The 22,246-nt window shown below is 62.1% G+C and carries 19 protein-coding genes; 10 read left to right on the forward strand and 9 right to left on the reverse strand.

The window, feature by feature from the left end; genetic code table 11:
- Positions 1-2,099 (reverse strand): ABC transporter substrate-binding protein (locus tag ACP5H1_RS03830; protein WP_427971914.1); only part of this gene is annotated, 2,099 nt, incomplete at its 3' end.
- A 115-nt stretch (positions 2,100-2,214) separates the two neighbouring features.
- Between ACP5H1_RS03830 and ACP5H1_RS03835 the strand changes: the two genes are divergently transcribed.
- Genes ACP5H1_RS03835 through ACP5H1_RS03855 form a run of 5 tightly spaced genes read left to right on the forward strand, consistent with a single transcriptional unit; the run spans position 2,215 to position 7,316 of the window.
- Entirely contained in the window at positions 2,215-3,252 is a 1,038-nt protein-coding gene (locus ACP5H1_RS03835; RefSeq protein ID WP_427972092.1) for an ABC transporter permease, read from the forward strand.
- 7 nt (positions 3,253-3,259) lie between these two features.
- The gene (locus ACP5H1_RS03840) at positions 3,260-4,147 is read left to right on the forward strand and encodes an ABC transporter permease (protein WP_427971917.1); all 888 of its coding nucleotides are present in this window, start codon (positions 3,260-3,262) and stop codon (positions 4,145-4,147) included.
- 3 nt (positions 4,148-4,150) lie between these two features.
- Entirely contained in the window at positions 4,151-5,137 is a 987-nt protein-coding gene (locus tag ACP5H1_RS03845) for an ABC transporter ATP-binding protein (protein WP_427971920.1), read from the forward strand.
- Complete coding sequence (locus ACP5H1_RS03850) at positions 5,134-6,105, forward strand: ABC transporter ATP-binding protein (RefSeq protein ID WP_427971922.1); 972 nt, start codon at positions 5,134-5,136, stop codon at positions 6,103-6,105. Before ACP5H1_RS03845 ends, ACP5H1_RS03850 begins: the two co-directional genes overlap by 4 nt.
- Positions 6,105-7,316, forward strand: a complete 1,212-nt coding sequence (locus tag ACP5H1_RS03855; protein WP_427971924.1) for a hypothetical protein — start codon at positions 6,105-6,107, stop codon at positions 7,314-7,316. Before ACP5H1_RS03850 ends, ACP5H1_RS03855 begins: the two co-directional genes overlap by 1 nt.
- Positions 7,317-7,318: 2 nt before the next feature.
- On the opposite strand, the gene ACP5H1_RS03860 is transcribed toward ACP5H1_RS03855, so the two are convergent.
- Entirely contained in the window at positions 7,319-7,447 is a 129-nt protein-coding gene (locus ACP5H1_RS03860) for a hypothetical protein (protein WP_427971926.1), read from the reverse strand.
- A gap of 160 nt (positions 7,448-7,607) precedes the next feature.
- Here ACP5H1_RS03860 and ACP5H1_RS03865 point away from each other — a divergent pair, with 160 nt between their 5' ends.
- The 3 genes from ACP5H1_RS03865 (at position 7,608) to ACP5H1_RS03875 (ending at position 11,220) form a co-directional block, all read left to right on the forward strand.
- Positions 7,608-9,839: a beta-glucosidase family protein gene (locus ACP5H1_RS03865; RefSeq protein WP_427971929.1), complete on the forward strand. Its 2,232-nt coding sequence runs from the start codon at positions 7,608-7,610 to the stop codon at positions 9,837-9,839.
- 10 nt (positions 9,840-9,849) lie between these two features.
- Positions 9,850-10,428: a DUF99 family protein gene (locus ACP5H1_RS03870; protein WP_427971931.1), complete on the forward strand. Its 579-nt coding sequence runs from the start codon at positions 9,850-9,852 to the stop codon at positions 10,426-10,428.
- A gap of 87 nt (positions 10,429-10,515) precedes the next feature.
- Positions 10,516-11,220, forward strand: a complete 705-nt coding sequence (locus ACP5H1_RS03875) for an HAD family hydrolase (RefSeq protein ID WP_427971933.1) — start codon at positions 10,516-10,518, stop codon at positions 11,218-11,220.
- Here the strand turns inward: ACP5H1_RS03875 and ACP5H1_RS03880 are convergent.
- The 3 genes from ACP5H1_RS03880 to ACP5H1_RS03890 form a co-directional block, all read right to left on the reverse strand.
- Positions 11,207-12,043: an ABC transporter permease gene (locus ACP5H1_RS03880; RefSeq protein WP_427971936.1), complete on the reverse strand. Its 837-nt coding sequence runs from the start codon at positions 12,041-12,043 to the stop codon at positions 11,207-11,209. The genes ACP5H1_RS03875 and ACP5H1_RS03880 overlap by 14 nt on opposite strands.
- Positions 12,040-12,954, reverse strand: coding sequence for an ABC transporter ATP-binding protein (locus ACP5H1_RS03885; RefSeq protein ID WP_427971939.1), 915 nt, complete (start codon positions 12,952-12,954; stop codon positions 12,040-12,042). The genes ACP5H1_RS03880 and ACP5H1_RS03885 overlap by 4 nt, the downstream gene beginning before the upstream one ends.
- 81 nt (positions 12,955-13,035) lie before the next feature.
- Positions 13,036-13,776, reverse strand: a complete 741-nt coding sequence (locus ACP5H1_RS03890; protein ID WP_427971942.1) for a recombinase RecB — start codon at positions 13,774-13,776, stop codon at positions 13,036-13,038.
- Here ACP5H1_RS03890 and ACP5H1_RS03895 point away from each other — a divergent pair.
- On the forward strand, positions 13,742-15,121 hold the full coding sequence (locus ACP5H1_RS03895; RefSeq protein ID WP_427971944.1) for a dihydrolipoyl dehydrogenase family protein: 1,380 nt from the start codon (positions 13,742-13,744) through the stop codon (positions 15,119-15,121). The two genes, ACP5H1_RS03890 and ACP5H1_RS03895, sit on opposite strands and share 35 nt — an antisense overlap.
- Before the next feature lie 19 nt (positions 15,122-15,140).
- On the opposite strand, the gene ACP5H1_RS03900 is transcribed toward ACP5H1_RS03895, so the two are convergent.
- Genes ACP5H1_RS03900 through ACP5H1_RS03910 form a run of 3 tightly spaced genes read right to left on the reverse strand, consistent with a single transcriptional unit; the run spans position 15,141 to position 18,076 of the window.
- Positions 15,141-16,217 (reverse strand): tyrosine--tRNA ligase, encoded by a 1,077-nt coding sequence (locus ACP5H1_RS03900; RefSeq protein ID WP_427971946.1) that lies wholly within the window; start codon positions 16,215-16,217, stop codon positions 15,141-15,143.
- A 43-nt stretch (positions 16,218-16,260) separates the two neighbouring features.
- A complete protein-coding gene (locus tag ACP5H1_RS03905) occupies positions 16,261-17,532 on the reverse strand; it encodes a UbiD family decarboxylase (protein ID WP_427971949.1) in 1,272 nt (423 codons plus the stop codon).
- A 40-nt stretch (positions 17,533-17,572) separates the two neighbouring features.
- The gene (locus ACP5H1_RS03910) at positions 17,573-18,076 is read right to left on the reverse strand and encodes a hypothetical protein (protein ID WP_427971951.1); all 504 of its coding nucleotides are present in this window, start codon (positions 18,074-18,076) and stop codon (positions 17,573-17,575) included.
- A gap of 215 nt (positions 18,077-18,291) precedes the next feature.
- On the opposite strand from ACP5H1_RS03910, the gene ACP5H1_RS03915 reads away from it, so the two are divergent.
- A complete protein-coding gene (locus ACP5H1_RS03915; RefSeq protein ID WP_427971954.1) occupies positions 18,292-21,255 on the forward strand; it encodes an alpha-mannosidase in 2,964 nt (987 codons plus the stop codon).
- On the opposite strand, the gene ACP5H1_RS03920 is transcribed toward ACP5H1_RS03915, so the two are convergent.
- A complete protein-coding gene (locus ACP5H1_RS03920) occupies positions 21,239-22,243 on the reverse strand; it encodes a Clp1/GlmU family protein (protein ID WP_427971956.1) in 1,005 nt (334 codons plus the stop codon). The genes ACP5H1_RS03915 and ACP5H1_RS03920 overlap by 17 nt on opposite strands.
- Between the last annotated feature and the right edge of the window lie 3 nt (positions 22,244-22,246).

Consider the following 22,246-nt stretch of genomic DNA (forward strand, 5'->3'; position numbering starts at 1 on the left):
GTAGGTGTTGTTGAGGTGGTGGTCGTGGTGGCAGACGTGGTTGTCGTTGTGGTAGGTGTTGTTGAGGTGGTGGTCGTGGTGGCAGACGTGGTTGTCGTTGTGGTAGGTGTTGTTGAGGTGGTGGTCGTGGTGGCAGACGTGGTTGTCGTTGTGGTAGGTGTTGTTGAGGTGGTGGTCGTAATGGTGGCTCCCTTGGGGTACAGGTGCACTAGCACGTAGGCGTTGCCTGGGTTGTCCCATGGAGCCGGCGGGAACAGGTAGCCCGTGGTCTCGTTGGGCCATCCCTGCCAGTACGTGGTTGAGTACTCGTACCATATGCCATTAGTTAACAGCGGTATGACGGGCGTGTAGTTTAACAGTATGGTTAGCAGGTTATCGTAGAGCGGCATGAGGGCGCTCATGTTGTCCGGGTTTATCGTGAATATCTCCCTCATGTCATTGTAGGCCTGCCACGCGGCCGTGTTGTTGAACCTCTCCATGTCAGCCCACGCCCAGCTGCCCACTGGCGCTGTGCCCGTGGTCCACAGGAAGTACTCAAACCAGGTGTTGGGTATCACGCCCGACCACGACCACATCAGTGACATTGAGTACTCGCCCTCCGCCACGTCGCTGTACCACTGGCTGTAGGATGGGAACACCGTTGAGGCGTCAATCCCTATCTTAGACAGGTTCTGGGCTATGAGCTGGGCGTCCGTCATCCAGTCGGTCCAGCCGTAGGGCACTATTATTGTGGCGTTAACCACCCACCCCTGCGGCGTCACCCAGTAGCCCTGCGAGTTCATGTGCCAGCCGTACTCCTTAGCCACCTCGTCCATGAGGAGCTTGGCCTCCGTCAAGTTGAAGGTCCAGCCGTACTTCTGCACTATGCTCATGTTGATGTACTTGCCCCACGCCTTGCTGTAGATGTTGTACGGCGCGAAGAAGCCGAAGCCGTTGCTTATGTTAGCTGGCTCCTCCTGTCCGTTCTCCCCCACCTGGGCCAGCTGCTCGGTGTTTATGGCATATGCTATTGCCCTCCTCACGAGGGTTATGTTGTAAGGCGGGTACATCTCGTTTATGAGGAGCGTCACCCACGGGCCCTCCTGCAGGTTCCAGGGGGCGTGGCTCAGGTACGTGTAGATGCCGTTGGACCTGAGCTGCCACACGTTGGTCAGGAAGTAGCCGCCCCACGTCATCTCCCCGCTCTCAAACATTGATATGGCCTGCGGGTTTGAGGTTATCACTACGTCAGCCAGGTACGTTGGAGCGTAGGCCCCGTTGTCGGACACGTTCCATATGTTCCAGCCCCACCAGCCGCTCCACTTCTTGAAGACCACCTCGCTCGGGGTGTAGGCGTATATCTCGTACGGGCCGTCGCCTATAACCTGTGACGTGTTGGGGTTCCAAGTTATCGGGCTCCACTTAGAGGCGTTGGCGAAGAAGGCGCTGAGGCTTGGGTAGAACTCGTGAAGCGGGAGCACCGGGTACGACGGGCTTGTGAGTATCGCAAGTATGTTGCCCCACGGCGGCGACGAGGGCGAGCTGTTGAATATGAACTCAACCTCCTTATCGTTAACTGGCGTGACGTTCAGCAGCGCCCCAGGCCCCGGGGACCACATCCAGCCCCATGCAAGCGAGGGGTAGTACTTGCCTAGGTAGTACGTGAAGGCAACGTCGCCCGCCGTCACAGGCTGGCCGTCCTGCCAGGTGGCGTTAGGCCATATCCACACGAGAAGCGCGGCCCTCTCCACAGTGCCCGTGGCGTTAGGCCCATAGACCATGGAGGCGGGCACCGTGACTGACGTTACCGTGAAGTTCTCGCCTAGGGCCGGGTAGTACTGCAGCGTGACGGGGGACCAGAGGAACAGCGGCAAGTACACCATGCCCAGCTCCATGGCGTCTATCACGTTCGCCGTGGAGAACGGGTTGAGCGTGGTTATTGGGCTCCAGCTTACGCCGCCCGCGTACACAGTCTGATCCGGAGGCAGCGAGATCAGCGAGGTCGTCGTCTGGGCCCTGACAGGGCTAAAGTTTACAGCCGGGGCTAGGTACCCCGCCATGGCTATTATGAAGACCGCTATAACTGCTATGCCAAGAAATCCTAAAGACCTGCCTTTCACGCTCTCACTCGTGTAGGTGTGAAGCATTGTGCACAGATTTAAGTGCATGTTTAACTCAGTGAAAGGTGTACTTAAAACCACGCAGGCAGTTACACCTAATACACGAGGCGTGAAGATGCTTAGGCTTTCGCCGTTCGTAAAGCACGTACTGTATAAGGGACTATATTACCTGCTTACATGGTTCGTGGCGGTGACGGTGGCGTGGATCATCCCTCGCCTCCTGCCCTACAACGCCGTTGAGATCACGGTCTCTCAGATGGTCAGGTCGCTGACCCAGGGCTCCTCCATGATATCGCCGCAGGAGTATAAGGAGATGGTCAACTACATAGAGGGGCTCTTCGGCGCCAACGAGCCGCTGTGGCTTCAGTACGTCCACTTCTGGGAGGACCTGTTCCACGGGAACCTCGGGCCCTCGATAGCGTTCTTCCCTGCCACTGTCAACAAGGTGATAGCTGAGGCCCTGCCCTATGACCTTATATTAATAATACCTTCCACGGTGGTGGCCTGGGTCATTGGCAACATACTGGGGGCCCAGATAGGCTACAGGAAGACGGACACCATAACTGACAAGGCCTCAATGATAGCCTTTGTGGCTATAAATAACATACCGTTCTTCGTGCTTGGCCTCCTGCTCATACTTGTATTTGCAGTGGACCTCCACTGGCTTCCTGCCACCGGGTACACGTTTTCAGCGATACCCAGGCTTACCTGGTCCTACCTTCCGATACTCCTCAGGCACTGGGTGCTGCCTTTCGCCTCTGTAACCATAGTCTCGCTCGGCGGCTGGGTCCTCGGCATGAGGCAGCTCATAATTAACGAGAAGGGAAGCGACTACATGAACTACGGCGAGGCCCTGGGGATCCGCCCCTCAATACTGTCGAGGTACGCCATGAAGAACGCCTTCCTGCCCCAGATAACTGGCCTGGCGCTCAGCCTTGGAACCGTGGTGGGCGGCTCCTACGTGCTCGAGTTCATATTTGGCTACCCCGGCATGGGCTACATAATGGGCATAGCCGCCACCGACAACGACTACCTCACCGTGGCCGGGGTCTTCGTTGTTATAGCGATCGTGGTGCTGCTGGCTAACTACATCGTTGACATACTCTACAGCGTGCTTGACCCCAGGGTCAGGGTGGCTGAGGTAGGGGAGTGACGATACCTTGAGCAGGAGGATCCCAAGGCCTAAGGTTGAGGTCCAGAGCATCAGGAACTCCCTGCTCTGGTCCCTCCTGAGGGAGAGGTTCTTCCTGGGGGGTGTAATAGTTCTCCTTATAGTAGTTGTCCCCGCCCTTCTGGCCGGCGTGATAGCCCCCTACAAGGACTACCTGGCCCCGGTGGGGTCGCTGAACAGCCCCCCTTCGGCTAAGTACTTGTTGGGCACCACTGGCTTCGGGCAGGACGTCCTCTCCCAGCTCCTCTTCGGCACGCAACACACGCTTTTCGTTGCCACAGTGGCGGCCGTCCTGGCCACGTTCATAGGCCTGGCCATAGGTGTCATAGCCGGCTTCATGGGTGGCATACCTGACGCCGTGCTCAACTTCCTGACCAACACGTTCCTAGTCATACCCACCTTTACCATACTCCTGTTGATAGCCTCCATAGTTCACCATCCAAGCCTTCAGCTCGAGGCCGTAATAATAGGCGCGTTCTCGTGGCCCTGGGGGGCGAGGGCCTACAGGAGCTTTGCCCTGAACATGAGGAGCAGGGACTACGTCACCGTCGCCAGGCTCAACGGCATGGGCGGGCTGTCCATAGCCCTCACGGAGATAATGCCGCAGATGCTCCCCTACATAGCTATAATGCTCGTGATGACGCTCAACGGGGCGCTAATGGCAGACGTGGGGCTTGACGCCATAGGGCTTGGCCCTGGGAACACCATAACCCTTGGCCTCATGATAGGCTACGCCTGGGGCTGGGGGGCCCTGGTTTACAACTGGTGGTGGTGGTGGATGCCGCCAGTGGTAGTCATAATTCTCGTGGCCACCTCGCTCACGGCGATAGCAATGGGCATGGACAGGGTGTTTAACCCAAGGCTGAGGGGTGCATGAGGGTTGAAGCTGCTCGAGGTAAGGGACCTCAAGGCGTACTACTTCGCGTCAGCCGGCGAGGTTAAGGCTGTGGACGGCGTCTCCTTTGACCTGGAGCAGGGGCAGGTCCTGGGAGTTGTGGGCGAGAGCGGCAGCGGGAAGAGCACGCTGGGCAGCGTCCTATCAAACACCATGAGGCCCCCGCTTAAGGTGGTCTCAGGCGAGGTCCTGTTTAAGGGCATGAACATCTTTACAATGCACCCTGAGGAGCTTAGGAAGGTGAGGGCCGCAGGCATATCCATAATTCCCCAGTACGCCATGAACGCTCTGAACCCGACCAGCAAGATAAGGGATATAGTGAGGGACCTGCTGATATCCCATGATGTTCCACCTGACGAGTTCGCGTACAGGGTGAAGCTGGCGAGGGAGAGGGCCCTGAAGCTTGGCCTTCCCCCGTGGGTCTTTGACAGGTACGCCATAGAGCTGAGCGGCGGCATGAGGCAGAGGGTGACCATCCTAATAAGCACCCTCCTGGACCCTGAGGTCCTTATAGCGGATGAGCCGACCAGCGCGCTGGACGTGGTGGTGCAGAGGCTGGTAATACAGTACCTGCAGGACCTGGTCAGCGAGGGCTCTATAAAGTCCATGGTGTTCATAACTCACGACATAGCCTTAGTGAATGAGATATCAACAGACATAGCGGTCATGTACGCCGGCCAGATAGTGGAGACGGGCCCCGCAGAGGACATTATGACGAACCCCAGGCACCCCTACACCAAGGTCCTCGTATCAAACATACCCGAGCCGGGGGTCAGGATAACTAAGAGGCGCGTCGAGGGGCTCAGGGGGGAGCCGCCATCACTGATATCGCCTCCCAGCGGCTGCAGGTTCCACCCCAGGTGCCCGATGGCAAAGGACGTATGCTCCCGCCAGGCCCCGCCCGCAGTTCACTTAGACGGAGGAAGGAGGACTGTGACGTGCTGGCTCTACGCCGGAGGCGAGGCTCAGTGAACGGCGAGGAGCTTTACGAGGTTAAGGGCCTCACCAAGGTCTTCAGCACGGGCTTCTTCAGGACGACGAGGATCTACGCGCTTAACAACATATCATTCGACTTGAAGGAAGGTGAGGTGCTCTCGATTGTGGGCGAGAGCGGCAGCGGGAAGAGCACGCTGCTCAAGATACTGATGAAGGTCGAGAGGCCCACCTCAGGCACCATACTGTACCGCGGCAGGCCGCTGGAGAGGTGGGACAACAGGGAGTACTGGAGGGAGGTTCAGGCCGTGCTTCAGGACCCCTACTCCTCCTTCAACCCGTTCTACAGGGTTGAGAGGCCCCTCTACATGGCTGCGAAGACGTACATGCCCTCGGCGTCAGAGGCCGAGAGGACGAAAGCCATAAGGGAGTCCCTGGAGTTCGTTGGCCTGGACCCAGACGAGACCCTGGGCAAGTACCCGCACCAGCTGAGCGGCGGACAGCTGCAGAGGATAATGATTGCCAGGGCCCTCCTGATAAAGCCCAGGGTGCTCCTGGCCGACGAGATAGTCTCAATGATAGACGCCTCGCTGAGGGCCAACGTGCTTAACCTGCTCTACAAGCTCAAGACCGAGGCCGGGGTGTCCGTGCTCTTCGTGACCCACGACCTTGGCCTGGCGTCGTACATAGCAGACAGGATATTGGTGCTCTACAAGGGCGAGATCATGGAGTACGGCGACGTCGACAGCGTCTACAGCAGGCCTGCCCACCCCTACACCCAGCTGCTTATGAAGTCCATACCCCGCATAACCTCCAGGTGGAGGGACCGCATAACCACGACGACAATAGAGTTCAAGACCGGCTACATAAAGGGCTGCGTCTTCGCCGACAGGTGCCCATTCGCAAGGGATTACTGCAGGTCCAACAAGCCCACGCTGAAGGAAGTTGAGCCGGGCCACTGGGCCTCATGTCATTACGCGCTGGAGGCCCTAAAGTCAGCCAGCTGATGGAGGCCAGCGCCATGCGTGTAAGGATGAGTGTAAGGCTTCTTTACCTGGCCCTAGCTGTTGGCATAGCGGCCTTCGCGCTGACTGGCCTCCAGGCGGCGGCCTGCAGCCAGCACTACACCATGATACCGAGGGGCAACTACACGCTCCTCACGCTCGCCGGCGTCAACAACTACAACGCCTACATAGGTGGCCTTCAGGACGGGGCCGCTGCAATGATATCCCCCATGCTCTGGAACCTCGTCGGGGGCTCAGGCAACGTGACAATGGTGCTCTCAGGGGGGCACCTTTATGTTTACATTAACGTCACTGGGGTCTCGAGGGCCATCAAGTTCACGCCGGTGGTGGGCTTCCCCGACATAATGTACGGCTGGTACTCCTGGGGGCCATTTTATACCAGGACTTCAAGCTACGGCTTCCTGAGCCTCCCCATGCCGGCCTCTGAGGTGCCCGACCTCTGGTCCGTGGTGAACTACTCCCTCTCGCTCAGCAGGGGCGCCTACAACGACTTCTCGTACGACATATGGCTCGTCAGGAGCCCCGGCGCCACATCGCTCGGACCAAGCGACGTTGAGCTGATGCTCTGGATGTACGCTAACCAGAGCCTGGCTGGGCTGCCGTACTGGGTAACGTGGAGGCCCGTGACCATGCCGACGCTCATCAACGGCACTATTAAAAACGTGACCTACCAGGTCTTCATACTTCCCCGCAACGGGGGCCCCTCGGGCTGGATGCTCATAATACTGATACCTGAGGTCAACGAAAGCGGCGGCCAGTACCACGGGCTACTTAAGGGTGAGTACGGCGTCGACCTGGGCGAGCTTATGAACGAGACCCTTAACATAATCGGGGAGTTCAACGGCACCCAGTGGGAGCAGGGGCTTTACCTGAGCGTTATACAGCTCGGGGCCGAGGTTGACGCCCCAGGCGGCGATATGATGATGAACTTCAACGTCAGCTCCTGGTACCTGGTCAACGGCTCCCCCACGAACCTCTGCAGCGCTACGACCACAACGACTTCAGCTACGGCCTCACAGTTAACGAGCACAACTAGCGTCAGCGCGCCCGCGGCCTCCACAAGTCACGCAACTACATCCATATCATCCGTCAGGCCGGCCAAAGCCCATGAAGTCGAGGAGCTGCTGGTTCCTGTAGTAGTTGCCGTCGTGGCGCTAATTGCAGCCCTTGCCCTGTTGACTAAAAGAAGGTGACCTCACTTGAACCCGTAGAGGCTGAGGCACGTGGTGTAGCCCAGCTTCTCGCATATGGCGTACCTGGCGTCCGCGGAGTACCTGGCTCCGCTCCCCCTTATGTCCTTCCTCTGGTAGGCCACTTCCATCACCACACATCATAAATCTTTCTAATCTTTAAAAACCTTTCTTAGTATCAAAGAATCTATTAAAATAGACATGAATGAGTAGAAAAAAGTATACAGCGCTCAACACCCGCTGAGGCGCTGACGTGCATTTATTCTGCCTAGGCAACAAAGCCGCGGGGCGAAGTTGCTGGAGCTCAGGCCTGAGCACTTCCTCAGGGCGAGGGAAATAGTCTCAAAGCTGACCCTGGAGGAGGCCATAGCCCAGCTGGAGGCCATACCGTTCACTGACCTCCTCGACGAGAGCGGGAGGCTCTCTGAGGAGAAGGCAAGGGAGCTGGTCGGCAGCGGGGTCGGCATAGTCAAGAGGGTCTACGGCAACGGCGTCTTGAGGGAGCTGGCGGCCGCCGCCAGGGAGTTCAACAGGCTGCAGCGGTTCCTGATGGAGAGGGTGGGCATACCCGCCATACCTGAGGAGGAGGGGGCTGGGGGACTGATGGTCCCCCAGGCCACGGCCTTCCCGTCGCCCCTGGCAATGGCCAGCACCTTTGACCCCGGCCTGATGCTGAGGGTTGCCCAGGCAATTGGAAGGCAGGCCTCGAGGCTCGGCGTCAGGCAGCTCTTCTCCCCAGTGCTTGACCTCTGCCTGGACCCCAGGTGGGGCAGGTGCGAGGAGACCTACGGCGAGGACCCCAGGCTGGCTGCAGCCATGGGGGTGAGCTACGTCAGGGGCGTGCAGTCCCAGGGGGTGGCCGCGACGCTGAAGCACTTCGTGGCCTACGGGGCCTCCGAGGGGGGCAGGAACGGCGCCAACGCCCCCATAGGCTACCTGGACCTCAGGAACCTCGTGATGGTCCCCTTCGAGGCTGCCGTCAAGGAGTCCTCGCCCCTCTCAGTAATGCCGTCCTACAACGACGTTGACGGGGTCCCAAGCCACGCCAACGGGCTCCTCATAGACGGCGTCCTCAGGGGTGAGTGGGGCTTCAGCGGCTTCACGGTGTCTGACGCCGAGGCCCTGAGCATGCTCATTGATGTCCAGGGCGTCGCCCGGGGGAGGGGGGAGGCCGCGCTCCTGGCAATAACGTCAGGAGTTGACGTGGAGAACGGCTACGCGCCCATGAGGGAAAGGCTCTACTGGGCCCTGGCAGACATGGTCAGGTCGGGCAGGGCGCCGGAGTCCGTGATAAGGAGGGCGGCGGAGAGGGTAGTGGCCGTCAAGGTGGCCCTCGGCCTCTTTGAGAACCCATACGTGAGCTACTCGGGCGAGCCGCTGGAGGGGCCGGGCGACAGGGAGCTGGCCAGGGAGGCGGCCGAGAAGTCTTTGGTGCTGCTCAAGAATGACGGAACCCTGCCGCTGAGGCGCGGCGCTAGGGTCCTGCTCACGGGCCCCAGCGCCGCGGAGGGCAGGGCCCTGCTCTTCGACTACCACCTCCAGGCCCACAGGGGCCTCAGGGAGGAGGTCACCAGGGTGGTTAGCGTCCTTGAGGGCCTCAGGGGCCTGGGGCTCAACGTGGACTTCGTCAGGGTGAGCGGCTGGACCAGCTGCAGCGACGAGGAGGTCAGGGCCGCCGCTGAGGCCGCGCCTGGGCACGACGCAGTAGTTGCAGTTGTAGGCGAGGTCGCGGGCGGCTTCTGGCTGGCTGACCCCGAGGTCACCTCGGGCGAGGGGATAGACAGGGACCCCGCGCTGCCCGAGTGCCAGGTGAGGCTTCTCAGGGAGCTGGCCAACTCCGGGGCCAAGCTGGTCACGGTTATAGTATCAGGCAGGCCCCTGGCCATACCTGACGACGTGGTCAGGTCCTCGGCGGCGATCCTGTACTCGTTCTACCCGGGCGAGGAGGGGGGCAACGCCATAGCCAGGGCCCTGGCTGGCCCGGTGAACCCCTCGGGCAGGCTTCCCGTGACGATACCTGCCTCCGTTGGCGACCTGCCGGTCAGGTACAACCTCCGTAGGTCCTCGTACTCCAGGATCACCAGGAGGAGGCCCTCGGCGGCCTTCCCGTTCGGCCATGGACTGAGCTACTCGAGGGTCGAGTACTCCGACCTTGAGCTGACGACCTATGAAAACGGCGTCAGGGCCTCCTTTACGGTAAGGAACCTGGGCCCCCTTGATGTTGAGGAGGTGTCACAGCTCTACATGAGCGCTCCCTCCCAGGCCTACGAGAGGCCAAGGGTGGAGCTGGTGGGCTTCGCCAGGGTGCCCCTTAAGGTCAACGAGGCCAGGCGGGTCACGTTCAGCGTCAGCTATGAGGCGCTCTCCGTCCACCTGCCGGGCGACAGGCTTGTAGTGCCCGGGGGCGCCTACAGCTTCTACGTCGGCCCCTCCTCCGCTGACCTGAGGCTGAGCGGCTCGGTGAAGCTTGACGAGGTGCGCCTCAGGGGCCGCGGCGGCGCCCTGTGGGCTGCCGTCAGCTACTGAGGGGCCCGCCTTGGAGTTCACGGCAGTTGCATGCGACGACGGCGTCGTCAGAAAGCTGGGGGGCGGGGTCACGGCGGTCGCCTGCGTCTCCTACAGGGAGCTGTGGCCCCGCAGCGCCTCAATAGGCCTGATACGCGTTGATGGCCTCGACGCCACCTCGGTGATATCAGGCATGGTGTCACTCATGGCTAGGCCTCCAGGCGTCATAATGCTGGACTCGATAACCATAGGCGGCTTCAACTTCGTCTCGCTGCCGGGCCTCAGCAGGCTGACGGGCATGCCCGTGGTCGTGGTGTACTCCTACATGCCCAGCCTCGAGAGGCTCTCAGGGCCGCTGAGGCGGCACTTCAGGGACGCGGAGCTGAGGCTCAGGGCCATATCGCTGGTCTCGGGCGCGAGGGAGGTTAACACGAGGAGGGGCAGGCTCTACATAGTTGCCTGGGGCATGGGCGTCGAGGAGGCCGCTAAGCTTGTGGAGCTGTACCAGTTTTTCACCAGGGTGCCTGAGCCCATAAGGGTGGCCCACAGGCTCGCCTCCGAGGCGTCGGAGGTCCTGGGGCTGCAGGGCGGAGCAGGCAAGGTAGAGTGAAGGTAGGGGATCCGACCAGGCCCTGCAGGATATCTTAATATTAAGGTTTTAGTCTATGAGTAGGCTCCCTGGCCCCGGCGAGAGGTCATGATAAGGGCCGTGACGTTTGACGTCTGGGACACGCTGCTGAACCTCAAGGTGGCCAGGGAGGCCATGATAGGGGCCGTGTCAAGGGTCACGGGAAGGCCCGCGGACGACGTCAGGAAGGCCGTCAGCGAGGCGGACAGGCACGTCAGGAGGCTCAGGCAGCTCAAGGGGCTCAGCGGCGCTGAGAGCGTCAGGGCCTCCGTCAGCTACCTGGCGTCATCCCTAGGCTACGGGGGCGACCTGCTGCAGGTGATAAACGACGCCGTTGCCTCCCTCGACGTGAGCGCTGTCACCTTCCAGGACTCGCTGGAGGCCGTGAGGGATGTGAGGGGGCTGGGCCTTAGGGTCGGGGTCCTGGGGAACACCCTGTTCTGGTCTAGCTCGGCCACCAGGAGGCTCCTGAGCAGGGCCTTCGGGGACGCCTTCGACTTCATGGGCTTCGCCGACGAGATAGGCCACTCAAAGCCCAGCCCTGAGGCCTTCCTGGCCGCGGCGAGGGGGCTGGGAGTTGATATAGGCGAGCTAGTGCACGTTGGCGACAGGGCGTCGGAGGACCTGGGGGGCGCCCTGGCGGCCGGCCTCAGGGCGGTGCTGGTGGCCAGGGGCAGGGTGAGCGAGGCAATCGTGCTCCCGGAGCTGGGGTTTGCAGTGGTGCCTGACCTCAGGGGGCTCAGGCAGGTGATCCTGAGCCTCAGTACTCGCTGAGCGTGCCGTCCCTCCTGGCCCTGTTGAAGCCGTACGTGTAAACCACGACTCCCAGGGGCAGCAGGACCGCGTCGTAGGCCAGGAGCACAAGTATGTACCAGAGGACGCCGCCCACGCCTACGCCATCAAGGAGGGACAGCCTGAGGCCCTGGAGGGCGGGCGTCAGGGGCACGGCGTAGCTTACGTACCTGAGCCACGCGGGGAGCACTGACACGGGGAACACGGTGCCGGCTATCAGGGTGGTGACTGTTGAGAAGAAGAACGCCACAGGGTTGCCCTGCTTTGTTATCATAACTACTCCCCCGGCCACCATTGAGATGCCGACGGTGGCTGTGAGCAGCTCGGCAACTATGATCACCGCGGCCGGCAGGCCGGAGGCCGCGTACCTGACGCCCAGGCCGTAGCCTATGGCCAGGGTGACAGCCATGCTTATCGAGTTCATTATGAAGCCCCACAGCGTCGAGTATATCAGCATGCCGAGGACCCCGCTCTGCGTCATCAGGTAGTACTCTATGGTGCCCATGAGCTGCTCGTTCCTCATCCTCCCGCTTATCGTCGTTATGACGGAGGACACGTAGCCCTGGAAGGCCAGGCCAATGACGACGAAGGGCGTGTACTCCTGGGGCCTCATCCTGAAGGCCCCGCTCACTATCCTGGCGCCTAGGGCTGTACCGGTGAAGTAGTAGGTGAACACCGGGAGCACCCAGCTGACCACGTTAAGCGCCATCTGCGTCCTGTAGGTGCTCCAGACCCTGAAGCCCCTCAGGTAGACGTAGGCGTAGAGCCTGGCAACTACAACGCTCAGCCTCCTGGCCAGGCTCAAGCCATCCCACCCCTCCTCCAGGCCCAGCCGCCCCTGGCCCTGTGGTCTATCTCCATGGTCTCCTCGCCCACCAGGGCCGCGTAGACGTCCTCGAGGGTAGGCTCGTCCTCCCTGTAGTACTCGGCCCTCCCGTCAAGCCTGTCAGCCATGCTCCTGGGCACCCTGAGCACGGCCCTGCTCCCCCTGACGAAGGCCATGAACCTCCTCAGGTCCTGGGGGACGGCGTCGTAGGGGAGCGAGGCCTCCACGACCTTGCCTACTGCGGCCTTGAGGCTGGCCGGCGTGCCCTCAGCTATTATCCTGCCGTACTTTATCACGTAGATGTAGTCGGCCAGGCCCTCCACCTCGCCCATGTAGTGGCTAGTCATGAGGACGGCCTTGTCCCTCGAGAGGGACTTGACGAGCCCCCTCAGCTCCCTGGCGGAGACCGGGTCGAGGCCCAGGGTCGGCTCATCCAGCAGGAGCACAGGGGGGTCGTGGATCAGGGCCCTGGCTATGGCGAGCCTCCTCTGCATCCCCAGGCTGTACTTCATGTACTGCACGTCTGCCCACCTGCCCAGGCCCACGAGCTCCAGCGTCTCCCTAGCCCTCCGCCTGGCCTCGCCGAGGCTCATGTCGTAGAGGCTCGCGAAGAAGAGCAGGTTCTCGTAGCCCGTGAGCCTGTAGTAGAAGAGCCTCTCGCCCGTCAGCACGAGCCCTATGCTCCCCCTGACCTCCTTTACCTCCCTGGTGACGTCGTGGCCCATGACGTACGCCTTCCCTGAGGTGGGCAGCAGAAGGGTCGAGAGTATCTTTATCAGCGTCGTCTTGCCCGAGCCGTTGGGGCCCACCAGGGCGACCACCGAGCTCCTGGGTACCCTGAGGCTTACCCTGTCCAGGGCCCTGACCTCCAGCGACTTGACCCTGAACACCCTCGTCAGGTCCTGGGTCTCAACCGCCTCCGTGTCGTTTCACTCTCTCACTGATATATCGGAAACACTAGCCAAATAAGCTCAGCGGCTGCACAGGAGCAAAAGCCTTGAGGCCACCCTCATGGCCCTGAAGTCGCCCCTCGGCATCACGCCCCTCCTCCTCATGGACTCCACGAGCCTTCCCAGCTGCTCAGCTGTGACCCCGAGCGCCCTGGCCGCGGAGCTGAAGTCCTCAGCGGACGCTATGGCCTTGACCGCCCTGAGCTCCTCCTCGCTCAGGCTGCCGCAGAAGGAGAGCGGCAGCGTCACCCTCTCCAGGGCCTCCTCCACGGCGTCAACTATCAGCTCCCTCAGCTCGTCGGGCTGAACGAAGAGCTGGTCATCTAAAATTATCACCTCAACTCCAAGCCTTGAGGCCACCGCCCTGGCCGCCTCGTCAGAGTAGCCCCTGGCCACTATGGCTGGCCTCATGCCTGTGAGCACGGAGTTGACGTAGGCCTGCCTGACGGACGACACATCAACAAGGCCGGCCTTGACCTCGACCGCGTAGAGGACTTTGTCCTTCTCAGCTACTATGTCTATGTCTGAGACCTCGACGCCGTCCACTACAACCTTCCTGTGGAACTCCAGCACCCTGAAGCCCATGGACTCCAGGCGGGAGGCCGCTATGGACTCGCTGGCCCTGAGCACCGGCTCACCGAGCGCCCTGTGGAGGCCAAGGTAAATACTGTAATGCCTAAGGATAAGGCTGAAATACCTTGGCATCCCGCGCTCCGCGGTGAAGCTTTTGCCCGGCGCCCTCACCGCGGACGTGGCCCTCATAGGAGGGGGCGGGGCCTCATACCCAGGGGCCTTCGAGCTCGCCAGGGCGGGCCTTAGGGTGGCCCTAGTTGACGACAGGGAGTTCCTAGGGGGCGAGTGCCTCCACAGCGGCTGCGTGCCCTCAAAGGCCATCAGGGAGTGGGCCCTGAAGGTTGACGAGGCGATCTCCACCGGCGCTAAGGTGGACCCCGACGAGGTCTGGAGGAGGGCCGTCGACGCCAAGGACAGGGTCCAGTCCCAGGTCTTCTCGCAGCTGAGGTGGATGGCGGAGCAGCTGTCCGAGAGGCTTACCGTGCTCAGGGGCTGGGCCACCATAGTGAGCGACGGGGAGCTCAGGGTCAGGACCCAGGAGGGCGAGCTCACAGTGAACTTCAGGTATCTCCACATAGGGGCTGGCTCCGTCAACGTGGTGCCCAGGGTCCCCGGGGCGGAGCTCTGCGTTACCAGCGACGACCTCTACACCTACATGAGGACCCCGAGGGAGCTGCCGGACTCTATGGTCATAGTGGGGGGCGGCTACATAGGCGTCGAGGCGGCCGAGGTGCTCTCAAGGTTTGGAGTCAAGGTGACAGTAGTTGAGATGATGGACAGGCTCCTGCCCAACATGCCCATGGACCTCTCTAGGGCAGCTTTAAGGGCCCTGCAGAGGAGGGGCGTTGACGTGAAGCTAGGCTACGCCGCCTCCTCCGTCGAGAGGAGGGGCCAGGTCAAGGTGCTCAGGGCGACCTCGAGGGACGGGAGCTCCATAGAGGTTCAGGCCGACGAGGTGATGATGGCCGTGGGCAGGAGGCCAAGGCTCGAGGGCTACGGCCTCGAGGTCCTGGGCCTTGACGTTGGCCCTGGCATAAGGGTGTCCCCGGGCATGAGGACGAGCAGGGAGAACGTGTTCGCTGCCGGCGACGTCACCGGAAAGGCCATGCTTTACCACGCCGCCGTGAGGGGCAGCCTGGTGGCGGCCAGGAACATCCTGGTTGGCAGGGATGCCTACAGGATGAGCTACCTGGACGTCCCCTCGGTAGTCTACACCGTGCCTGAGATGGGCTACGTGGGCTACACCGAGGAGGAGCTCAGGGCCATGGGAGTTAAGTTCGACGTCATAAGGTACAGCATGAAGGCCAACTCCTACACGCTAATGTTAGGCCACCAGGACTCGTGGGTCAAGGTCCTCGTCGACGAGTCCGGCAGGGTGCTAGGGGCCCAGGCCTTCGCCCCCGAGGCCCACGCCATACTGACGGCCTTCGCCATGGCCATGGGCTCAGGCCTTGACGCCGAGAGGCTCTACTGGCTGGCCCCGCCACACCCGTCTCCAATGGAGGTCCTTGCCGAGGCCTTCAGGCAGGCGTGACGCCGCGGCAGGCCACAGCTCACCTGGTCACCTTGGACTCCAGCTGGGCCACGAGCTCAGCTATGTCGGGCCTCTCGAACAGCTTCCTGGGCCCCTCGAGCACCTTATTGAGGGCCTCGGCGACGGCCTCCTTGAGGTCCAGCGGGTGGAGCCTCCCCTCCACGTAGGCCTTCTCGAGCTCAGCGTAGCTCGTGAAGTCAACGGGTCCGCCGTACTTAGCAGGCCTCTCCACGTGCAATGTGAAGCCGGGCCTCGAGAACAGTATGTACTTGGCTATCTCGATAACCGGGTTGAGCTCCACCTGCCTTGGGGGGCAGTAGGCAGCCCTTATCTTAGCCCTCACCTGCTCGGGGCTGTCGTTGAGGAATATGGCCGACGAGGCCTTTGACTTGGACATCTTGAAGGCGGCGGCCTGCTCGTCGCTCTCCGCGTTGTCCATCCTCCTGCCGCCCTCGAGGCCAGTAAGTATCGGCGTGTGGATCGCTATCACCTTCTTCCTCCCCATCCTCTCGGCCACCTCGCGCTGGAGGACGTGGGCCTTCCTCTGGTCAAGCCCGCCGAGCGCTATGTCCAGGTCCATATAAATTATGTCAGACACCTGCATGGCGGGGTAGACAAGCTTGGAGGAGTCGAGCTCGGCCTCGTCCATGGTTCTCCCCATTATGGTGAGGGCCCTCTTCATCCTGGCCAGGCTGGTCATCTTCATCACCTTGAGCACCAGGGCCCAGTAGTCCTTGTCAGAGACCATGGTCTCGGCATCGACGAAGTTTATCCTGTCAACCGGTATGTCCAGGGACCTCATGACCTCCCTGAAGAGGGCCGCCGCCCTCCTTATGAGCTCCATGTTGCCCCCGAACTTGTCGTTTATCATGGCGTGCCAGGTGGCCTCAAGGACGTTGAACTGCACCCCCGCCTCCACGAGGTCCCTGACCTTGAACATCCATATCAGGTGCCCTATGTGGGCCAGGCCGCTGGGCTCGTAGCCTATGTAACCCTTGAGCTGGGCCCCGGAGCTCACCTTCTCCTTGAGCTCGTCATAGGTTATGACCTCCACCGCGTTCCTCGTGATCAGCGACAGCCTCTCCTCCGCGTCCAAGCTGATCCCAAGATGTGAGCTGACCAGGGGTAAATTTACGTTATCAGAGCCCGGGTATCCTGGCCCTCTCGAAGCGCTCCCCCTGCCCCATGGGCTTGGTGGCGTCCACCCCCACCTTGGCGGTGAGGCCGTCCTGGGAGCTGCTGGGGTCAAGGGTTGACCCCCTGGCCCCCGTGACTATGACGAGCCCCCTGTCTGCCTGGAAGCGGGTTGCTATGGCCCACTCCACGTCGTAGGGGTCGTCAACGTTTATATCGTCGTCCACCACGACAACGTGCTTGAGGCTCGGGTGGGCCGCGAAGGCGGCCATTATGGCGTTCTTCGCGTCCCCGTCATGGCTCTTCCTTATTGATATCACCGCGTGAAGCCAGGTGCCGCTGGCGGGGGTCAGCCTCACGGCCACCACCTCCGGCACGACCCTTGAGACGGCATCATATATCGCGGCCTCCCTGGGGAAGCCCATCAACATTCCGTGCTCAAGGCCGCCGGGGAGGATCACGTGGGAGACCTCGTCCGGGTTTATCAGGACCGACCTGACCTCGAGCACCGGCTGCTTCCTCACCCTGTCGTAGCCCCCCATGGCCTCTACGAAGGGCCCCTCGTCGGCCTGCTCCGAGGTCAGGTAGCCCTCAACCACTGCTGAGGCGCCGGCCGGCACCGGGTTGCCGTGGAGGGGGCTCCTGAAGACCTCAAGCCCACCGACAATAGCTGAGGCGCCCCTGAGCTCGAAGAACCCAAGGGGCGGCGATGAGGCCGCCGCCAGCAGGACGGCCGGGTGAACGCCAACAACGACAGTGACGGGCAGGGGCTCGCCCCTTGACATTGCCTTGTCGTAGAGGTACCACAGGTGCCTGGGCACGAGCCTCACGGCAGCCCTCCCCTCGCCCAACAGCATGACCCTGTGTATGCTCGCGTTGCACACGCCCTCGTAGCACGCAATGAACATGGCGCTCGACAGGTAGAGGCCCCCGTCCCTCTCGTAGAACTTGACCGCGGGGAGCGAGAGGAGGCCCCTTGAGGCCTCCCTGAGCTTCGGCATGCCGGCCTCCCTCAGCTCGCCCTGCTCGCTCATAGCCTTCAGCACCCTGCGGTACGCGTCCTTCAGGTCGCTCGCCGAGAGCGCCTTGATCACCTTGTCCCTGCTGTCAACAACGTTGCCAACTGCGTCCTGCTCCGAGCCCTCAACCAGGAACCTTACGGCTTTGCCCCTGCCCTGCCTCCTCTTCAGCTCAGCCGCGACCGCGAACTCCCTGGGCAGGCGGCCCACGTATTCGTAGCCTATCTCATCGACAAACTCGCTGAGCGAGGCCCTCAAGCCAAGCCCTAGCTAATTACATGGGCCCAGGTTAAAGGCCTTAACCCTCAGGAGGGGTCAGAGCTAGCCTGACGGCGGCCCTCATGTTCTTATCCTTCAGGGGGAGCGGGAGGCCCAGGTCGCCCCTTGACGTGCCGTACTCGTCGACCACCTTAAACTCAACGCCTGCCTCGAGCAGCGAGCTGGCCACCTCCTCCCAGCCCGTCCCGGAGCCCAGGAACACGGAGAACCTCTCAGCGGGCGCCGCCCTAATTATTGAGGCCGCCTCGCGGCCCACGTCGCTGCAGCCTATGGAGGAGGCGTGAAAGATCATGCCGTCGGCCAGCGCCGCCACGCCGCAGGACCTCCTGCCTGGGTCTATGCCCACCCTGAGGCTTGAGAAGCCGCTGAGGGGGTAAGCTATGGCAAGGAGCAGCGCCCTGAGCGGGTCCTCCTCAAATATCTTGGGCCTGCCGTCCACCTTGTCCGCCAGGAGCCTGTACTCCGGGGAGCCCGGCATCGGCATGACTGCGACCTCCCAGGAGGAGGCGACCTCAAACGTCACGTTAACGCCCTGAGGGGCCAGCAGCCACAGCCTCCTCCTCAGCTCCCTTATTCCGCCTGGGTCTGCCCTGAGCCAGAGTATCCTCCTGGCGACCCGCTCCTCACCGCGAGGGCTTTAACCTGCTGAAGTTAAAAACCCTCGCAAGGTTTGATTCGAGGGCCCTACGGCAAAGGGGAAATAAGAGTGGGCTAAGCCCTTTTGTTTTGGTGTTAAGCTTGGAGAGGCTTACGCCTCAGGCGCTTGCCCACAGGGTCCTGCTGGTCCTCGCCTCCTCCTTCAGGGAGGTAAGGCCCGTCCCCTGGTCCCCTGAGGGAACGCTGGTATACTCCTATAGATATTCTTCTGAGTCACCCAAGGACTTCTACATGATAGTCACAGCGCACTCCGTGCCCGCCCTGGTGAGGCTTGACGGAAGGCCCTACTATGAAATTGACAGGGAGCACCGCCAGGTGCCCCTGCCCCAGGGCCAGCACGCGGTGACTGTCGAGCTCACGATATATGACGACTTCGGCGAGCCCGCCCTCAAGATGGGCAGACCCCTGGCGCCGCCTAGGGCTTACACGGCCCTGAGGGACCCCGAGGGCTACTCCCTGTTCCTCTACGCGTCCTCGGCCCTTGAGGTGGCCCAGTCGACGCGTGACCAGCAGCTCAGGGATGACCTGCTCTCGCTGCTCTCAAGGTCCCTGTCGCTCGTCAGGGTTCCCTCGCTCTCGCCGGCGCAGCTTGAGATAGCGTCAACCCTCTACAGGACCAGCTACGACGCGGGCAGGGTGCTGGTCTCGCTCGACGAGAGCCTGTCAGGCGTCTACGTGGAGCCAGAGGGGGTTCAGTTCTCAGAGGCGCTCAGGGTCCTCAGGGAGGGGCTCAAGGAGCTCGTGGAGAGGCACGGCAAGCCCGGCGTCGCCCACGTCGTTGGCCACGCCCACATAGACGCGGCGTGGCTGTGGCCGTTCAGCGAGACCAGGAGGAAGGTGCTGAGGACCACAGCCACAGTGCTCACCCTAATGGACCAGTTCAGGGACATGAAGTACGTCCAGTCCTCGTCGCTCTACTACGAGTGGCTCCAGCAGGACGCCCCTGAGCTGGTTGACAGGATAGCCAAGCTGGTCAAGGAGGGCAGGTGGGAGCTGGGGGCTGGCTACGTTGAGTTCGACCCAAACGTGACGTCAGGCGAGTCCATGGCGAGGCAGCTGCTCTACTCCCAGAGGTTCTTCGAGCGCACCTTCGGCAGGAAAGCCGAGGTCCTGTGGCTGCCCGACAGCTTCGGCTACCAGGCGACGCTGGCCCAGATAGCCAGGCTCTCAGGCATCAGGTACTTCGCGACCCACAAGCTCACCTGGAACGACACCAACCAGTTCCCCTACGGGCCGTTCCTCTGGGACGGGGGCGACGGGGGTCCAATACCATCAGTGGTCTTCGGCTTCGGGGGCAGGGGCTACAACTCACCGCTGACGGCCTCCTCGGTGCTGGAGCAGTGGGACAGGTGGCCCACCAAGGAGTACCCGACGCTCATATCATATGGCTACGGCGACGGCGGCGGGGGCCCAACTGAGGACATGGAGCTGCTGTCTAACGTGATAAATGAGATGCCGGGCCTTCCGAGGCTAGTCCACTCGCGGCCCTCCGAGTACTTCAACTACATAGACGTCTCCTCCCTCGACAGGTGGAGGGGCAGGCTTTACGTTGAGACCCACAGGGGCACGTACACGAGCCACTCTGCCATGAAGGCCCTTCACTTCGACGCGGAGAGGTGGATGAGGGAGCTCGAGGCCTGGTCGGCCCTGGCCAACGCCTACGACAGGTCGGAGGTGCAGTCGCTCTGGAAGGTTATAATGAAGGACGAGTTCCACGACGTCCTTCCAGGGTCCGCCATAAGGGAGGTCTACGATGATGTCTACAGGGAGCTGCAGGACGTGATAGACAAGGCCAGGGCAGGGGCCACCAAGGCCATGTCCGTCCTGGCCGGCGGCTCTGGCAACGCAGTGTTCAACTCGCTGCCGTGGCCGAGGTCAGGGTACGTGGTCGTAAACTCCCCAGTGGACGGGGCCCAGAAAGTTGATGATGGTTACCTGGCGTTCGTCAAGGTCCCGCCCATGGGCTACTCATCCCTCAGGCCAGCCGACCCGGGCGACTCTGTCAGCGCCAGGGCGGAGGGCGATAAGGTAATACTTGAGGGCTCCAGGCTCAGGGTCGTCATAGAGCGCGACGGCACCATATCGTCAGTACTGCTGAAGGACGGCGGCCACGAGTTCGTCTCTGGCAGGGCCAACGAGCTCGCAGTTTACCAGAACTCGCCGGGCTGGGCGGACGCGTGGGACATAGAGCCCGGCTACCGCCTGGGCGAGGTCAAGCTTAAGGCGGACTCGGTGACCGTCAAGGAGTCAGGCCCGCTCAGGGCCTCGGCGATCATAACGTACTCCTTCGGCAGGAGCAGGGTCACGGAGGAGGTCAGGGTTTACGCTGGGCTCCCGCTGGTCGAGTTCAAGGTGACCATTGACGCCGTGGACAGGGAGCAGATGCTCAAGGTCTGGCACTCATTTAATGTAAACAATGACTACTACGCCTACGGAGCCCCGCTGGGGGTGCTGGAGGAGCCTGCCCGCAGGAACAACAGCTGGGAGAGGGCAATGTTCGAAGTGCCGTTCCAGAAGTTCATAGACGTCTACGACTCCTCGAGGGGGGCAGCGGTACTCTCGCCTAAGAAGTACGGGGCGAGCGTCATTGACAACAGGGTAGGCCTCACCCTCATCAGGACGCCCGTCTTCCCTGACCCCGCCACTGACCTTGGGAGGCAGGAGTTCACCTACGCCATATACGTCCACCCAGGAGACTGGAGGTCAGCCAACGCGCCCAGGGTGGCCTACGAGTACGCATTCCAGCTCACAGTAGGCCCGGGGAGTGGCGAGAGGTCGTTCATGGAGCTCTCGCCCAGCAACCTGGTGCTGGAGGCCGTGAAGGCCCCGGAGGACGGCGACGGCATAGTACTGAGGGTCTTCGAGGCCCACAACTCCTCCGGCGTTGGCGTGCTCAGGGCGCCGTTCAGGGTGGGCGAGGCCAGGAGCGTCAACATACTTGAGGAGGACGAGGTGCCAAGGGAGCTGAGCGTTGAGGACAACCTGGTTAGGTTCTCCTACAGGCCCAGGGAGATCATAACGCTGCTCCTCAGGCCTGCCCGATGAGGCCGCTGAAGGCCCCCAGGTCGACCCTCGCCCTGCCGAGCTTAACAGCCGCCACCTCGCCCAGGTACTCTGAGATAACCGTTATAGCGCCGGACCTCGAGGGCCCCCTCTCAACTACGCCGAAGTAGTCGCTCCCCGGCCCCTCAAGCCCCACCAGGAGGCCCTGCCAGTCCTCGCCGGGCCCCCTGCCCTCTAGGGCAAGGCCCTCCAGCCTCAGGGTCCTCCTCTTCGACCTCATTATGCACGAGGCTATCAGCCTGTCCCTGTTGGCCCTCCTCTCTGGGGCGCTCTTGGAGGCCGGCGCCAGCCTCGGCACGGCGACCAGGGGGCCCGCCTTCTCGTGCCTCAGGGCGGCCACCGAGTCGCTGTCAAGGCCTATGGCGACCACGGCGTCGGCGTTAACGGCGAGCGACAGGGCAACCTTAAGCTCGACCCCTTCCTGCGACACCCACCCGTCGGTGTCTATTACAAAGCTGCCCGAGAGCCTTGAGAGCCTTACGGCGCACGATATGTACCTGCCCTCGAGCCCCCTGGGAGTGAAGTCCCCGACCAGGCAGGCCGAGAGGGGCTGGTCCTGGGGGGAGCCTGGCAGGAAGGGCCTCCTGGGCATCGAGAGGGCCTCAAAGCCGGGGCAGTAGACCTCGTTCTGGCCCACGTCTGTTGATATAATGGAGTTCACGGCGCCCGAGTTGTAGAGGTACGCCGCCAGGGTGCTCTTGCCGCTGTCGCTGGGGCCCACAAGTATAATCCTTCTGGCGCCCCTGACCTCCTCCACGACGCCCTCCATTGCCTTAAGGCTCTCGCCGTCGCAGGGCTCGAGCTGGCCGTTAACTGTTGCGTCACCCTCACCCTCAACAATCACCGCCCTGCCAACCGGCACGGTGAGCGATGAGCCCGGGGGCACCTGGGCCCCGAGCACCCTAATGTCGCCCTCGTTGACTGTTATCACGGACGGCCCCCTGACGGCTACGCAGCCGCTGAGCCTCAAGGT

This window comes from Acidilobus sp., assembly GCF_049973875.1.
Taxonomy (GTDB): Archaea; Thermoproteota; Thermoprotei_A; order Sulfolobales; family Acidilobaceae; genus Acidilobus.

What these genes read in the sequence shown, in the direction of transcription:
- ACP5H1_RS03855 (WP_427971924.1), top strand. Translation starts at nt 6,105, where the DNA reads ATGGAGGCCAGCGCCATGCGTGTAAGGATGAGTGTAAGGCTTCTTTAC.
- ACP5H1_RS03890 (WP_427971942.1), bottom strand. Translation starts at nt 13,776, where the DNA reads ATGAGGGCCACGTCCGCGGTGAGGGCGCCGGGCAAAAGCTTCACCGCG.
- ACP5H1_RS03875 (WP_427971933.1), top strand. Translation starts at nt 10,516, where the DNA reads ATGATAAGGGCCGTGACGTTTGACGTCTGGGACACGCTGCTGAACCTC.
- ACP5H1_RS03835 (WP_427972092.1), top strand. Translation starts at nt 2,215, where the DNA reads ATGCTTAGGCTTTCGCCGTTCGTAAAGCACGTACTGTATAAGGGACTA.